The organism is Chitinophagales bacterium (genome assembly GCA_041392475.1).
In the GTDB taxonomy this organism is placed as follows: Bacteria; Bacteroidota; Bacteroidia; order Chitinophagales; family UBA2359; genus JAUHXA01.
Genome location: JAWKLZ010000001.1, coordinates 3,005,760 through 3,022,656, shown reverse-complemented (window position 1 = coordinate 3,022,656; position 16,897 = coordinate 3,005,760). Strand labels below are relative to the sequence as shown.

At 42.4% G+C, this 16,897-nt stretch carries 7 protein-coding genes; 3 read left to right on the top strand and 4 right to left on the bottom strand.

The features are described 5' to 3' along the window. Window positions 1-294: 294 nt before the first annotated feature. The 3 genes from R3E32_11190 to R3E32_11180 form a co-directional block, all read right to left on the bottom strand. Window positions 295-6,882: a PKD domain-containing protein gene (locus R3E32_11190; GenBank protein MEZ4885282.1), complete on the bottom strand. Its 6,588-nt coding sequence runs from the start codon at window positions 6,880-6,882 to the stop codon at window positions 295-297. 133 nt (window positions 6,883-7,015) lie between these two features. Next, window positions 7,016-8,404 carry a PKD domain-containing protein gene (locus tag R3E32_11185; GenBank protein ID MEZ4885281.1) on the bottom strand — a complete coding sequence of 463 codons (1,389 nt, stop codon included), beginning with the start codon at window positions 8,402-8,404 and terminating at the stop codon, window positions 7,016-7,018. Window positions 8,405-8,414: 10 nt separating this feature from the next. Then, window positions 8,415-10,244, bottom strand: a complete 1,830-nt coding sequence (locus R3E32_11180; protein ID MEZ4885280.1) for an ABC transporter ATP-binding protein — start codon at window positions 10,242-10,244, stop codon at window positions 8,415-8,417. A 143-nt stretch (window positions 10,245-10,387) separates the two neighbouring features. Between R3E32_11180 and R3E32_11175 the strand changes: the two genes are divergently transcribed. The 3 genes from R3E32_11175 to R3E32_11165 all read left to right on the top strand — a co-directional run bounded on the left by R3E32_11175 (window position 10,388) and on the right by R3E32_11165 (window position 15,617). Continuing rightward, window positions 10,388-11,170, top strand: a complete 783-nt coding sequence (locus tag R3E32_11175; GenBank protein ID MEZ4885279.1) for an alpha/beta fold hydrolase — start codon at window positions 10,388-10,390, stop codon at window positions 11,168-11,170. Window positions 11,171-11,259: 89 nt separating this feature from the next. Then, entirely contained in the window at window positions 11,260-11,415 is a 156-nt protein-coding gene (locus tag R3E32_11170) for a hypothetical protein (GenBank protein ID MEZ4885278.1), read from the top strand. Window positions 11,416-11,771: 356 nt separating this feature from the next. Continuing rightward, window positions 11,772-15,617, top strand: a complete 3,846-nt coding sequence (locus R3E32_11165; GenBank protein ID MEZ4885277.1) for a T9SS type A sorting domain-containing protein — start codon at window positions 11,772-11,774, stop codon at window positions 15,615-15,617. 139 nt (window positions 15,618-15,756) lie between these two features. Here R3E32_11165 and R3E32_11160 read toward each other — a convergent pair whose 3' ends face one another. Further along, window positions 15,757-16,824, bottom strand: coding sequence for a CoA transferase (locus R3E32_11160; protein MEZ4885276.1), 1,068 nt, complete (start codon window positions 16,822-16,824; stop codon window positions 15,757-15,759). Window positions 16,825-16,897: the final 73 nt, after the last annotated feature.

Below are 16,897 nucleotides of genomic sequence, written 5' to 3'. Positions count from 1 at the left end.
GCCTTTATTAAGTGACAGGTATAGGTAAGCACTCGTTACAAACGAGCGCAAGTTCGAATTCTTTTTAAACGTCAAATAACTTTCATTAAACGGCACTAACTATGGCTCAAAAAAAACCTCCAATAATCGAAACTATTGGAGGTTATATATTGAGAAGTACTTAAAATTTTATTGCAGTTCTGTAATTGTCTTTTTCATTTTCTACAAATATTCAAGTTCTATTTGATTTTTGCACAAGAAATTGATAATTAATGGTTTTAGAAACTAATAACCAATCACTGTACTATAAACCATCTAACGAATAACCGTCACATTACCCGTCAGCAATCTTGAATCCCCATTAGAAAAATCTACAATCATCCAATAGACATACACTCCAACAGGAACTACCTCATCTTTGTATGTTCCATCCCAATACGCATTTCTATCGCTGCTTTCAAACACCATTTCTCCCCAACGGTTGTAGATTTGTATCGTGATTCCTGTTGTCATTTCATCAAAGATAGGGCGGAACACATCGTTCATGCCATCACCATTTGGAGAAAACGCATTGGACACTGTCAATTGCGGTACAGGTTCAGGAATGATGACATTGACCACTACGCTTTGTGTTGCATCACAACCATCCTCATCTACCACGTTGAGCGTATAAGTGGTGGTAATTTCTGGTGTTGCCACAGGATTGAAACAGTCGCTACAACTCAATGTTTCGATGTTGTCCCAAATATACGTTGGCAAATCAGATGTTGAAGAATTCGCCAATGCCACAATCTGTATACTGTCGCCTTGATTGATGGTCAAAGTAGTAGGCATGTCAATGCTCACCTCCGTGATTTCAATAATTTGTTCGATACTTGCCGTACAGCCATTATCGGTCGTCACTTGTAGGTTAATCGTTTTTGTACCTGTACCTGCCCAACTAAGTTCGTAAGGGCCAGAACCCAAGCCAGATAAAATATTTGCACCGTTGAAGTTGCCCCAATTGAAGCCGCTATCTGAAGTGTTTGGAGCAAGCCCTGTAAAATCCAGCGTAATGCTTTCATTTGGACAAGCCTGCAATGCCAAATCAAAATCAGCAGTTGGCAACTCAAACACGTTCACTTCAAGTGAATCGACATACGGACAGCCTGTATCTGGGTTGGTGTAGTTGTAGTAAATCGTATGTGTGCCTACGCCCGTCAATGCAGGATTGAAGTCGCCAACAGGTGTCGGGTCGTTGTTGATTGTAAACGAACCCCCTTCAGGGGTCGCACTCAGCAAACTGCCCTGTTCATCCAAACAAAACTCAGTATTGTCTATCACAATGTTCAAAGCCAAATCAGGGCAATCTGCTGCAATACAAGATGTCGCACCTGCAATGCCATTGCCACAAGGCGCACCCCCCAAAGGCTCAACCACAATACTGACCTCATCTCCAGGCACTAAGCCCGATGCCGTATAGGTTTCGCCCACAAAAGCAGGGTCGTCAAAAGTAGGAATCGAATTGACAATCACACTCACATTGTAGCTTGCTGCCACATTGTCCCATCCAAAGGTGATTAGGTTCTGGGTGACTTCCGTACAGGTCACCGTAGGAGTCACCAAAGGTTCGATAACTTCCAATGTGATACTGGTATTATCTTGACAACCATTCAATTCTACGGTCACGCTGATGGTTTTTGTACCAGCACCATCCCATGCTACTTGCCAAGGACCTTCCCCTGTTTGAGTAGGAGGAATCGCTCCAACGCCGAAGTCCCAAGTATAATTTGCACCCGCAGGGGCAGTTCCACTATACGTCACATCGACCTGTTCACTGATACAAGCATCTGCAAGGGCTGCAATGTCGGCTTGAGGTAGTTCGTCAATGGTGACAATTGCAGAGGTAGAACCCGAACAAGAACCCTGTGTGTAGGTATAATTGATGGTGTAATTTCCAGGAGATTGATTGGTGTCAAACTCAGTGATAACCACATTGTTTAGTGTAAATTCGCCTGTACCCGTTCCATTGCCGCCCGTATTCGTTGCCGTCAATGGAATAATGCCCGCATCTTGACAGTAAGCAGCGTTTAGGTTGTCAATAGTAGGAGTCAAAGTAGGGCAGTTTTCCGCAAAACACGTTTGTTCATTGGTTGGACTATCACCACAAGGAGGATTACCGATGGCATAGACCACGATCCGCACTTCATCGCCAGGTGTCAAACCTGCTCGGTCGTAAATCGTTCCAAAGGTGCTTTGAGCACTGAGATCTAAATTTCCATTGAGATACACATCATAGACAAATTCACCCGTTCCGCCTACATCATTCCAACCAAAGCCCACGCTGTTTTCGGTACTTCCCGTACAACTGATTGTAGGTGCTACCAATGGAGCAGATACTTCAACAGTAGTCGTTGCAGCTGTTGCTGTACAGTTGTTTTCATCCAAATTCAAGGTGATTGTTTTTGTGCCACCCGTTGTCCAAGAAATACTGTGAGGACCAACAGTATTGGCAGTTGCAGGAGTAGCACCTGCACCAAAATTCCAATTATAGTTGGCAGTTGCGCCAGCAGTTCCCGTAAAACTCACATCAACAGCGTCTCCTATGCAGGCTTCAATGGCTGATACCGCCAAATCTGCCGTAGGTCGAGTATTGACGGTCACTTGTTGAGAAGGAGCATTGTAAGTACATGCACCTTGAATGTATTCGTAATCAATCGTAAAAGTGCCTGACAAACCACATGGATCGAAGGTCGTTGCAGGGCTTCCGTTGATGGTAAATGTTCCACCTGCGGGGGTTGCCGTCAAGGTAATTGCATTGCCGCAATCATCACAATATTCGCTGTTCAAGCCTGTGATTTGTGGATTCACCGTTGGACAATCTTGCGCTACACAAGTGTGTGTATCGGCTTGACTGTTGCCGCAAGGATCGTTTCCTAAAGCGATGACGGTAATAGCTACGGATTGACCGGGAGTTAGTGGTGAAACGGTGTAAGTCGTTGTACCTGCTGTAAGGTTGTCGGTAATCGCTGGTCCACTATCAATCGAATAACTAATCGAATATCCTGTACTTCCTGCAATGTCTCCCCAGCCAAAGGTAACAGATGTTTGGTCGGTATTGTCGCAAATCACAGTAGGCGTTGCCAAAGGTGCTACAATGGTTATGTCCTGATTTACATTGTCAATACATCCATTGTCGTTTACTTGCAAAGTGATGGTTTTGGTGCCAGCCGAGTTGTATGATACAGCAGGTGGATTGGCACTGACAGATGTAGAAGGAGATGCACCTGTACCAAAGTTCCAATTGTAGCTGTCTATGCCAGCACTACCATTAAAGGTAAAACTAACAGGTTGACCTACGCAAAATGTGGTTGTACCACCTGCAATATTGAAGGAGGCAGTTGGCACTCCAAATACTTGTATTTGAGCCGTTTCATTGTAAGGTGGGCAGTTGGTATCTGGATCGGTATAGTCCAAACTAATCGTGTGTATGCCTACACCTGCTGTTGCAGGGTTGAAACTTGCAGTGCTTCCACTGTTTTGGGTTACCCCATTTCCACTGATAGTTGCACCAACTGGAGCTACAAAATTGAAGTTAACTACTGCGCCATCGGCACAAATAGTATTGGGTAAACCGTTGATAGTGAGTGTTTCATTGCAATCAATTGCATTGCAAATGAAAGCAGGGGCAGCAGCAGAGTTGGTACATGGGGTGAAGGCAATGGCCCGCAATCCGTTGATGCGAACTTCTGTACCTGGCTCCAAGTCACAAACCGTATAACTATTGGTCGCACTGGACAAACCTGTTTGAATCATAGTGCTGCCACCTGGAGGGGTAATGGCAAGGCTAAAGGTATATCCATCGTCACCAGGAGAAGTCGTCCATTCAAAGGTAACACAATCTTCGGTGGATGGCCCACAAGAAATAACGGGTACTTGGGGTTGGGGTATTATGTCTAAATCAGCACTGAATATTTCGGAAGGACATCCATTTGCAGTGACAATCAAGGTGATGGTTTTCGTTCCTGAAGTACCCCATACCAAAGGATGAGGACCTGGGCCACTTGGTGGAATGGTTATCAAATCTTCGCCAAAGTCCCATTCATAATTTTCTACTCCTGTTGTTCCATCATATGTAATCGTTGCACCACCGCCTTCGCAAATTGGGTTGGGATTGATGGTAAATGAAGCAGTTGGTATGTCGTAAATGGTTGTTGTAAAGGTAGTATCGCTTAGACAACCTATTTCGTCCTCCCATACATAGGTGATGGTGTGTTCGCCTACGCCTGCATCTGCAATGGTGAAAGTGCTGCCATTCAAACCAGCAGAAGGAGAACTGAGTGTACCTCCTGTTGGTTCAGTAGTAATTTCAATTACTTGATCGCCCAAGCAATAGGACTCATCTAAGCCTAAGATGCTCAAAGTTGTTTCTTGACAAGTGCTGACAATACATTCTATGGTTACCGTTTCGGTACTGCCACAGAAATTTTGTCCATTGATTTCTGCATACACATTGACCAAAAGGGTATCTCCGTCTTCTAAACCACATTGGCTGAAATTTCCTCCACTTATAGGAGAAGATACAGGTATGGAACTACTGTTGACAAACGCTTCTATGAAGTAGGAATGTCCAGCTTCTGCTGTCCAACTCACACTTGCACAACCCAAGTCGGCTTCATCGCAGCTTAGAACTGGGGCAGTAGGCGTTTGAATAACAGTGACAAATTCAGGAATAGGAACACCTGAATCACAGCCATTGGCAGAAACAAAGAGGGTGATGGGGTAAAAACCAGGGCCGTTCCATGTCACTTCAATGGGCCCAGGGCCGCTTGTTGTAGAAGCTGTTCCTCCTCCAAATGTCCAACTATAATCGGCATCTGCACCTGCATTGCCTGTGTATTGTATGGTTGCAAATCCATCTGTACAGATAGAGTCCGTTACTGCAAAGTCACCCGTGATAGCAGCTAAAACGGAAACGGTATCTTCTGCGATGTAAATACAACCCAGTACATCGTCCACAAGAGTGTATTGTATGATATATTCACCTTCTCCTTGTGCGGGATCAAAGGTGGTAACTTCATCATCTCCTATCGTGAAAGTACCTCCTGGCGGATTGGCTGCTAATGTTACTGCAGGATTCTCTACACAGTAAGCATCGCTAAGCCCCAAGATTCCAAAATCAGCAGGCAACTCACAGCCTAAGATGGTACAGGTGACAGAGCCTGCTACTCCATCACAATATCCATTTCCATGATTGGCAATTACAATGATTTCTACTTCTTCTCCCTGAGCTCCCAATACGGTGTATTTTGCATTTGAAGTATTGAATTGATTGACTTGCACTCCATTCACTAATACTGTTACAGTATAGCTAATCGCTCCAGTGACGGGTGTCCATGTAAAAGTAGAATCACTCGGTATAGTCGGACACATCACCGTAGGTGTGCCGATAATTGGCAATACTTTTGTTTGAAAAGGAAAGCTAATGGCGGGGCAGTCACCCTGTTCGATAAATGCTGTAACGAATTTATTGCCAGGTGTATCCCAACTCAATTGAAGAGGGCCTGTGGTAGTTAAATCTCCTCCTGAGATATTGGCATTTCCAAGATTCCAAGTGATTGTCGAGTTTGAGCCGAAAGTACCCAAAAGTTCTACATCTGTCACTTCTCCTGGGCAAAGTTCTGGATCAATGGAGATGCCATCGTATTGAAAATCAGATTGTACATCAATAGTAACAGACCCTTCTCTTTCACAATTATTGACTTGTGTATCAATGACCAATAAATCAACTACCACTTCTCCACTAAATCCCAGAGGAAGGGTAACTGTAACCGGATTTTCACCTGTGAAATTGACAGGATCATCACTTGACCAAACATAGCTAAAAAAGCCAGAGCCTTTGAAAATGCTAATTGGTAACTGAAATGATTCTCCCTGACAAACCGAAAAGTCGTCTGGCATAATGGCTGCAAAGTCACACACCGAGCAGTCTAACAAGTTGTTGTCTGAAACGGCATCACCCCAAAATAAGTCGAAGCCCACATTGTTGGTCGAAAAGTTGTTGACCATAATGTAGTAGGTTTCACCTGGGTTAACAACGATGGGTTGAACAAATCCATTCGCATTGCCTCCATTACTATCCACAGTAGGAGATTCCGAAACGTCTGTTTCTCCAGCCCTCAATCCTGTAAGCAATGTACCTGCAAATGTTTCTTCAGCATAGGTACAACGGATTGGGAAACCAAGATTTTCGCAATCATCTACGGGGCCATATACTGCAAAATCATAGTCTTCTCCACCCGATTTGGGTGAAAGAGTAAATTCTAATGGTACATTGAAGGGAGCAAACTGATTGATATTGATGACAAACCAAGCAGATTGTGTTTCTCCACTACTGATACAACCGTTGATACCTTGACTGATTAATTCCTCGACTCCTGGGCCATTACTGTTGTAGTTCAGCGTTTCTTCGTCACACACCAAAATAGCTGTTTCGCAATCGACTGGTGGATCAAGTGTCGAACGTGTGATACAAGTGCTAGTGAAAGAAGTCCATTCTGCTGCCCATCCTACGGTGGAGAAACCACCATTTTCGTCAAAAACAAAGGTCATACAGCCACTTCCTGCAAACACTTGCCCGAAGGCATTTTCGCTACTCAACAAAGATCCTGAATAAGCTCCAATTACATCAGAACTTGTATCGGGACCATCATAAATATACAATACATCCCCAGGTCCCAAATTGGAGCTGTTTTCGGTAATGAAGGATGAAAAATCCATGATGACACAACCTGCATTGGGAGGACAGATGGTAAATTGTTGGGGAGGCTGACCTAATTGATTGGAATAGAAGCCTGGGAAAATGCTTCCTCCATCATCATTGAAAAAGCCCGTAGCATCAGTTGTGCTGGGCGTATCTCCCATATTGTAGGTATTTTGTGCTTGAATGGATAGTGAGCTAAAAAATAAAGCTGTGAGACAAATAATAGCATGTAAATTACGTAAGTAAAGTCCCCTCATTGTCAATCGTGTTTATAGTGTTAAAATAGTCATAAAATTAGTGCTGAACAACAAAACGGTCTCCAAAGATGGTTCCTTCGTTTTTGCTGGTAAGTGCATAGAAATAAACTCCTTCTTTCCAATTGGATACATCTAACTGCACCACATCACTAAGACTGCTTATTGCGTGTGTTTGCTGCCCCAAGGAATTGAAAACAAGAATTTGTTCAATGTGATTGAGCGCATCTGCTTCAAAGGCAAAGTGTAAGACTTCCCTTACTGGATTGGGAAAAACCCTATGACTTATCATTGGTAGATCAAATGCCTCTACATCCGTACACCCTACTTCAACTACTTTGGTCAAACTCAATTGTTGGCCATTCGCATTTGTGATTTCTAGTAATACTGTGTATGTGCCTGCTTCTTCATAGTTATGCACTACATCCTTCAAATTGCTGGTAGTTCCATCGCCAAAATCCCAAAGACTCTCTAATAAAGCACCATTGGTTTCGTCACTTGTGTTGGTGAAAACCACATTCAAACAATTCACTTCATAACTAAAGCCAATTGGATCGGGTGCAGCCTGTGCCAAATATTCAACTGAGGCGACAAATGAACCCGTTTCGTCTTCTCCAAGATTGATACTTGCCACTGGATAACCTTTGTCCTTGGTGTAGAAACGGTAAGCAGGCACTTGGAAACTGGTATCTATAATTGGGAAAATAGGAATGCCAAAAAGTAGGACTCCTATAAATAAATTTACATCCGTTGTTTCGTTGTAACGCAATACATCATAGTTCGTATTTCTGAATTGCATCTCCCCAAAAGCATCAATTTCGGTATGTCTATCTGTATTTATTTGAACAGTAATGGGAACAGGTGCAGGAAAAGTATCTAACTGCACATCGAAGGTATATCTATAAGTACCCAAATGGTCAAACGAATCGCCATATTCTCCCACCGTATAAAATGCATCCGCAGGATTGCCGACGAGGTTAATTGCGTCTATTCCAAGAGAGTCAATGTTGATTCCCAAATTCAGGTGAACGCCATTTATCAACACATTCCCTTTGGCATTTTGCGAATAATAGCTGGTTGCTCCGCCCAAGTCAATCGGAAAAACATCACTTCCGCCGCCAAACAAAGAAAGTAAATTACTCTTCATCGTTGCGTTCGGGAAATTTTCACTTGCAATTAAATCATCTTCGCTTACTTCTTCAAAAACAACGGTTTGAGTAGCATTTACATCCAATTTGGTGTAGTTCCAAATTTGCGATTGATTGCTTGCTTTTCCGACTGTGACGGGGGGAAGTGTTGCAACAGTGGTAAGTACTTCCAAACCAGGGTAAGGCAAATCTTCTGCCGTGATGCTTATTTGTGCTTCAATTGCAGTGAGTTGACATTGCAGTAAGACAACAAATAAAAGTAAAGTAAATTTTGTTTTCATTCTTCTAAAGTTAAAAAGCCTGTAATTTAACCAATTGTTCGTAAGTTCCTCCTTTTTTCAATAACTGTTGATGTGTTCCTTGCTCTACAATTTCGCCCCTTTTCATCACCAATATTTCATCGGCAAATTGAATGGTCGACAATCGGTGAGCAATCACAATAGAAGTCCTGTTTTGCATCAATTTGAAGAGTGCATCCTGTACCAATTTTTCAGAAGCCGCATCTAATGAAGATGTTGCCTCGTCTAAAATCAATATCGGTGGATTCTTCAACACTGCTCTGGCAATGGTCAGCCGTTGCCGCTCTCCTCCACTGAGTTTACTGCCTCGGTCACCAACTAAGGTATCATATCCATTGCTAAGTTGCACAATAAAATCGTGAGCATTAGCCACCTTTGCAGCATGGATGACCTCTTTTAGCTCGACTTCACGTTCTATCCCAAAGGCTATGTTATTGAAAACCGTATCGTTGAAGAGGATGGCTTCTTGTGATACAATTCCCATCAATTTTCGCAAATCTTCCAAGCGGTATTGCCGAATATCTACTCCATCCAACAGAATTTCACCTTCATTTACATCGTAAAAACGTGGAATTAAATCCGCAATCGTAGATTTTCCTGCCCCAGATGCCCCTACCAAAGCCAATATTTTGCCTTTTGGCAAGACAAAACTAATGTTTTTTAGCACCGATTGCTCTTCATAAGCGAATCCCACTTTATTGAACGCAATTGAATGGTCAAAATTATTGAGTGCAGTAGGAATTGTCGTCTCCTCAATGTCATTGTGGGCATCTAATATTTTGTTGACCCGTTCTACCGAGGCCATGCCTTTCTGAATGTTGAAAAATGCCGTAGCAAAAGACCTTGCAGGAGGAATGATTTGTGAGAAAATGACCATGAACACAATGAATCCTTGTGGCTGCAAATCGCTTTCGCCTCCCAATACCATCCGTCCGCCAACATATAAGACCACACAAACCACCAAAATGCTCAAAAATTCGGCAAGCGGTGAGGATAAATCTTTGCGGCGCAAAACCCTGTTCATCAGGTCGAAATGTGCTTGGTTTTCACGTTGAAACTTGCGATTTTGAGAGGGAATGGCATTGAAGCCTTTGACAATCCTCAAACCCGAAATGGTTTCGTCAATGATGGACATCAATAGACTCAATTTCGACTGGGCATCGTGTGAGCTTTTCTTCAAACTTTTGGCAACTCGTGCGATGATAATGCCTGTGAGGGGTAAAATGGTGAACACAAAAAGCGTCAATACAGGACTAATCATCAGCATAGCGGATAGATAGGCTGCAAAGGCTACGGGTTCTCGAAAGGTGGCTTCCAAAACACTCAAAATACTCCACTCGATTTCCTGCACATCGGAGGTAACACGGGTGAGTATGTCGCCTTTTTTCTCTTCACTAAAATAGCCCAAGGGCAAAGAGGTTATTTTTGCAAACAACTGATTGCGAACATCCCTAATCACACCATTGCGGATAGGGGCCATGAAATACAAGCCCAAAAAGCGAAACAGGTTTTTGAGGAAAATGAACGTAGCGACCAAAATGCAAATGAAAAGCAGTGCATCCAATTTGCCATATTGGTCAATGATGCTTTGCAGTTGGTAGTAGAAAAAGTCTATGAGCGAATCTTTGAGGTTGGAAAAATTCACCACAGGTTTTTCTGCAATGTTTACATCTTTGGTCTCAAATAGAATTTCCAAAAAAGGCCCTACCATCACCAAAGAAAACAACGAAAAAAATACTGCCAATATATTGGAGAAAATATTTAGCAGTGCATATCCTTTGAAGGGCAGGATATAGCGAATTACTCTTATAAAGTCACTCATGGCGTAAAATTATTAATTAGTTTTGTGGTTTACTAATTTTAGAATTTGGACGAAAGACACAAGTAGAAAGACGAAAGAAATAATTGTTTGATAATAAGCAAATTGCGTTTATTTAGTTTTTGTTGCATTCACTTATAAACACTATGAAACTACATTTTAAATCTTTTGGTGATGACAATGCTCCGCCCTTACTTATATTACATGGCTTATTCGGTATGCTCGACAATTGGCAGACCTTGGGACGAAAGTTTGCGGAAACTTACCGAGTGTATCTGATTGACCAACGCAATCACGGAAAATCTCCGCATAGTTTGGAGTTCGATTATTATTTGATGGCAGACGATTTATTGGAGTTTATGGACGAACACGATATCGAAAAAGCGCATTTAATCGGTCATTCGATGGGCGGCAAAACGGTGATGCAGTTTGCAGTCGAAAACCCGAATCGTGTGAATAAACTCGTGGTTGTGGATATTTCGCCTGAAGATTATCCTGCTGGACACGATGATATTTTCAAGGCTCTTTTTGACGTGAACATAGATTTGCTGCAATCTCGTAGTGAGGCAGATGAGGCTTTGAAGTCTTTGGTAGAGGAGAAAGGTGTACGCCAATTTTTATTGAAAAACTTGACTCGAAATAAGTCGGGTGGCTATCAGTGGAAATTCAATTTGCAGGCGATTCACTTCAATTATGCGAATATTCTCGCCAATTCGCTGACCGATTTTGATGTGTTTGAAGGAGATACTTTGTTTGTGAAAGGAGGTAAATCAGAGCGGTATATGCAGGCGGGAAAGGCAGATGAATTGATTGTTGCTCATTTTCCAAAGGCAAAAATTGAAGTAGTAGAAGATGCAGGGCATTGGGTTCATGCCGAACAGCCAGACGCATTTTTTGAAGTGGTAAGTGTGTTTTTGGGTTGGAATTGAGGTTTTTAGAAACAAAGTTTTGATGGTTACGAATAAAGATAATCTTATGTCATGCTACGATGTATGGCTATTTTGCAAAATTTTCTGAATTGGGCGAAAAGGAATTTGAGCGGTTTTTTAAGCACAAGGACAATGTCACCTTCAACATTTTTGAAGAAGTGGTTTTTACCCCCGATGGGGGCTATTTGTTGACAGGTTCTACCAATGTATTGAGTCAGACTTTCATTCAAGATAATCTTTACTGATATCAATCGCCCAAGTGCTTTTTTTTAGACACTTGGGCGATTTTTTATGGACATTTTCTCCTTTTGGTGAGGTTGAACAAAATAATTTAATAGGCAAGCTTTTGTGGATGGTCAAAATCAGTATTTTCCATTCTTTTGATTGGCAAAAACAATGCGTTTTTAATTGTAAAATAATTTTTTGTGGAAAATTAATAAATTGTATTTAAAAAAAGTGTGATGCAACATGAGTGTTAAAGATTGCAACATGAGTGTTAAAGGCTTTGTCAAAATGAGGGACTTAGGAGAAAGACTGGCAATGAAATTGTGACGGTTTTACTGTCTATTTCATTCTTTGTCATTTCAAAAAACAAACTTTTATGTCTCTTAAAGCAATAACACAGATTCAAATCCACCTTGCTCTATTGATCCTCCTACTTTTTTTAGCCATCCCGATCCACAGTTACGCCCAAACCACCTACCACGTCAATGCCGCAACCCCTTGCACAACAGGTTGCGATGGGACAACTTGGGCAAAAGCCTTCGACAAGCTGCAACCTGCAATAGATGCAGCCATAGAAGGAGATGAAATATGGGTTGCCGAAGGTACTTATTATCCTTCCAAAGATGCAACAGGCAATGCAGCTCCTGCCGACAACCGAGACAAAACTTTCTACCTCAACAAAGACCTCACAATCTACGGAGGTTTTCCCAATACAGGTAGCCCTATGATGGGAGATAGGGATTGGGAAGTACATAAAAGTACATTAAATGGCGACCTCAGTATGGATGATGCAGATGGGTTGGTAGGTGAAGACTTACAAACTCATGCTACTCGACAAGACAATGCCTATACGGTGGTAGCGACTAAAAATTTAAGTGAGGCTGCAATAATAAATGGTTTTGATGTTCAGAATGGGAATGCCAATGGTGAATATTCCTTTGAATACAGACAACGAAACTCAGGCGGAGGAATGTACAACGAACTTAGTAACATTACTTTGACCCATTGCCTTTTTTACAGCAATTCTACCGCAGAATCAGGTGGCGGTATGTACAGTGGATTAAGCAATGCAGTTATCATGGAGTGTAATTTTTCTAACAATTTCGCTTTAGTTGGAGGAGGAGTGGTAAGTCGAAGTGGTACCACTACCTTAACCAAATGTACTTTCTCCAATAATATTTCAGCCTTTAATGGCGGTGGAATAGATATTGACACTGGGATAATAGAAAGTTGTGTATTTACCGATAATTCAGCAGGGAAAGATGGCGGTGGTATATCCAGTGTAGGAGGTTCAAACAACATTTTGGTAAAAAAATGTACTTTTTCTGATAATTCTGCTGCCAATTGGGGAGGAGCCATTTATTTTTTCGGTGGTTTCGATACCCAATATCATGAGATTGATAATTGTAGTTTCTTACGTAATTCTGCAGAAAGTGGCGGAGGTATCAATGTCAATTTTAACACCGAATCATCCATAAATGCTTGTATTTTTTCTAACAATTCAGCAACTTATAGCGGTGGTGGAATCAACAACATGAGTGACAGCAAATCTTATGTGACCAATAGTGTTTTTTCTAACAATTCAGCGGTTAATGGTGGTGGAATAAACAATTCAAGTGATTGTTCTTCTTATGTCACCAATTGCAGTTTTGCCAACAATTCAGCAGGTACTCATGGTGGAGGTGGAATCTATAACCAGCGTGATGGTTTTTCAGATGTAGCAAATTGTATTTTTTGGGGCAATGGCACTCAGATTTTTAATGGACCAGATGGCGAAGCTGCTGTCAGTAATAGTATTGTAGAGGGAGGTTATTCAGAAGGAACCATTATCATAGATGAAGACCCCTTATTCATAGACCCTACTAACAATGACCTCCGCATTTCGTTTTGTTCACCAGCCATAGATATGGGCAACAATGCAGCAGATTTGGATGGCGCAGAAAGTGGAACAGAAACCATTGCGGATATTTCTACTGATTTGGAAGGGAATTCCAGAATTGTGAACGAAACAGTAGATATGGGAGCTTATGAAAGTGGGGCTGTTATTGAAGGCAATTTAAAATATTGTGCTTCCGACAATTCCACCAATTTAGATGCAGGAAATTGGACAAGTTACCTTTGGTCGAATGATTCCACAACTCCTACTATTGAAGCAAATGGAGGCATCTACACTGTCACGATTACGGATAGCCATGATTGTACTGCAACAGCCGAAGTAACTGTGACAGAATTAGCCGACCAACCTTCCATAACAGGCAATTTACAATATTGTGTTTCTGAACCTTTTACCACTTTAGATTCTGGCAATTGGACAAGCTACAAATGGTCAACCGATGAAACAAGCCGAACCATTGAAGTAAGTGAAGGCACTTACACCGTCACCATCACCAACTCCAATGGCTGCACAGGTACAGACGAAGTAACCGTTATTGAAAATGAAAATCCCAAACCCGCCTTCAACAACAATACACTGAACGAAAACTGGATAGTGTGTTCAGAAGCCTCTGAGTTGAAATATGTATTGAAGAATGAAGAACTCGGTTCAGGCGGCAATTACAGCAATGGTTTTGACAATTATGCCACCTACACTTGGGCGATTCAGAACGGTAGTTTTTCTGAAAATCCTGAAAATAAAAACACCTCAAAGGTCTATTGGAACGCAGGCCCAGAAACAGGAAAAATTTTGGTGACAGTCACCGATGCCAATGGATGTCAAGGCAATACCATGCTTTCCATTGAAGTCTTAGCCCCATTGCAGCCCATCATCACAGGCACCTTTGACTATTGCAGAGGGAGAGAAGCGACCTTGGACGCAGGGGTATATGATTTGGCTCCACAAACCTACCTTTGGTCGAATGGCGAAACATCTCAAAGTTTTTCGACAGCAGAAATAGGCGTTTATACCGTCACTGTCACCAATCAAGAAGGATGTACAGGCACGGCAATGGCGGAGGTAATTGCGACACCTTGTTTGGCAGAATCAGGTATTTTGACCACCAATGCAGCCACGATTTGTGCAGGCGGCAATGTGGAAGTCAGTACGACCAATGAACAAATAAATAACAACTACCTTCAATATTTTTTCCTCTACACTCAAGATAATCTGGGCAATACTTTATTGCAAGAATACACGGGATCAAATTATGAATCAGGAGAAGCAAGCGCAAGTTTTGGAGGTTTGGCGGCAGGCAATTATTTGGTGTGTGTGTACAACGAATGTCAAGATTGCCTGCCCAATCCTTCCCCTATTACAACAAACTTAGACGACATTTACCTAACAGGCTATATTCAAGATGGTTGTTTTGACATCGAGTGTGCCACCATCACGGTTCCCGAAGCCTTTGAGCCGAGCATGGAAGGTTCTGGACAGGTGACAGGAACGAATAGTTCGGGACAAAACATTTTCATTGCAGAAATCTGTGGTGGCACGACTCCATACAGCATAGACTTCAATAGCTCAGGCGGTTTTGCTGCCATCAATGATTATCCTTCCTCCAATGCGGGCTGTGCGAACTATCAAATCGTGTATGCCAATGGTGCTGAATGGACGCTTACCGCAACGGATGCCAACAACTGCACCAATGAAACAGTAGTATTGAGCAGCGCAGGTTTGCCCTCCAATCCGCTGCCGCAAATCATGACGGTGGAAGTAGGTTTAGAAACCTGTGTGGGTGATGCGGACGGTTCTATTACCATTGAAGTAGAAGGAGGTGATGGTGCTTGTGGAAATTATACATACACTTGGTCGGGCTTCAATGACTTCAATGTTTCTGTTTCGGACTTGACAACAGGCAATGAGGTGACAGGTTTGACATCGGGATTTTACCATGTCACCATCACGGATTGTGCAGGAACTACTGCTACAGACGACATCTTTGTAGGACGAAAAACGGGAAGAGGTCGAGGAAGAGGCGGCTGTAAAACATCGGGTGGTGAAAACCACAACTTCAATGAAAATGAAATATTAACAGTTTATCCAAATCCCTTTGGTCAAGAAACCACCATCGAATTGAGTATGGCTCAAACCTCCAAAATCTCCTTGTCGGTCTATGCGATGGATGGGCGAAAGGTGGCTGCTATATGGAAGGGAGAACCGATTGAAGGAGAAACCTTGTATCGGGTGACTTTTGAAGCAGACAAACTCCCCAATGGTTTGTATATCTTGGAATTGGAGACTGAATTGGGGGAACGGTTTTATGAAAAATTGATGGTAGAAAAGTAGTTTTTAGCCGTTAGACATCGGAAGTCTCGAAGACTTCCGATGTTTTTGAGGAAAAATAAACAACAGAAACATATCAGGTCTGGGGGATTTGATATTGGTAAAAATCGCCTAAGTGTCTTGTGATGCTTGGGCATTTTTTTTACTCATTTTTCACTTCAAAACAAACTGTTTTCACCCGCTTAGTCACCTGTCCATTTTCGGTAGTTTCCTTCAAAATCATTTTTTGAGCAATCGGCAATTCAAAAACCTCCTGCATGTTTCGGATAGCACCTGCAGGAACTTCTTGGGCTTCAAGTTGCTGCAATAAATCCTCTCGAAGATGCTGAAAAATAAGCGGTTGAAGCAAATCTTGTAGGGCTTGACGGTGAACCACTCTTTGGGCATTTGTTTCAAAGCGAGGGTCTTTGGAAAAACCTTCTATCTGCAATACCCGACACAAAGCTGCAAATTGTTTGTCATTGCCGACTGCCAACACGATGTATTTTTGGTCTTTGGTGGTGAACATTTCTCCATAAGGCGCAATGTTGGGGTGAAGGGTGCCCATTCTTTGCGGTATGTGGTGCGCCATGAGCCAATTGGTGGCTTGATTGGCGAGGGCTGCAATGGCGGATTCCATCAAAGATGCTGTCACCAAAGCTCCTTTTTGGGTGCGTTCTCTTTGCAGCAAAGCTACTAAAATGCCTTCCTTCAATTGATGGGCTGCCAAGAGGTCTATCAATGCAACAGGCATTTTGACGGGCGCACTTTCTGGGCTACCATTCATATACATAAATCCCGATTCTGCCTGCAAGACCACATCAAATGCAGTGCGTTTGCTTTCTGTGCCAAATGCAGTGAGTTGTGCGTAAATGAGTTGTGGATTGAAGGATTTTAGGGTATCGTAGTCCATGCCCAGTTTTTGGTCTGCTCCCTGTTTGAAATTGGCAATGACCACATCTGTTGTTTTGACCAATTCATAGATTTTTTGGCGATCTTTGGCTTTGGTAAAGTCTGCAAACAGTATTTGTTTGTTCCAATTGACGCTGCAATAGTAGGCGGAAAGTTGGTCATTACTTGGGGCTTCGGTAGGGAGTTTCCAACTGCGGGTCACGTCGCCACCTGTTCGACTGTTTTCGACTTTGATGACGGTTGCGCCCAATTCGGCAAAGAACATTCCAACGGAGGGCCCTGCCAATACGCTGGCGAGTTCGAGGATTTGAAGGTTCATGTTTTTTTTATTTGTGTTGGGCTTGTTTTTCATTTTTATTCTCATTTTAATTTTCATTTACTCCATAGTGTAT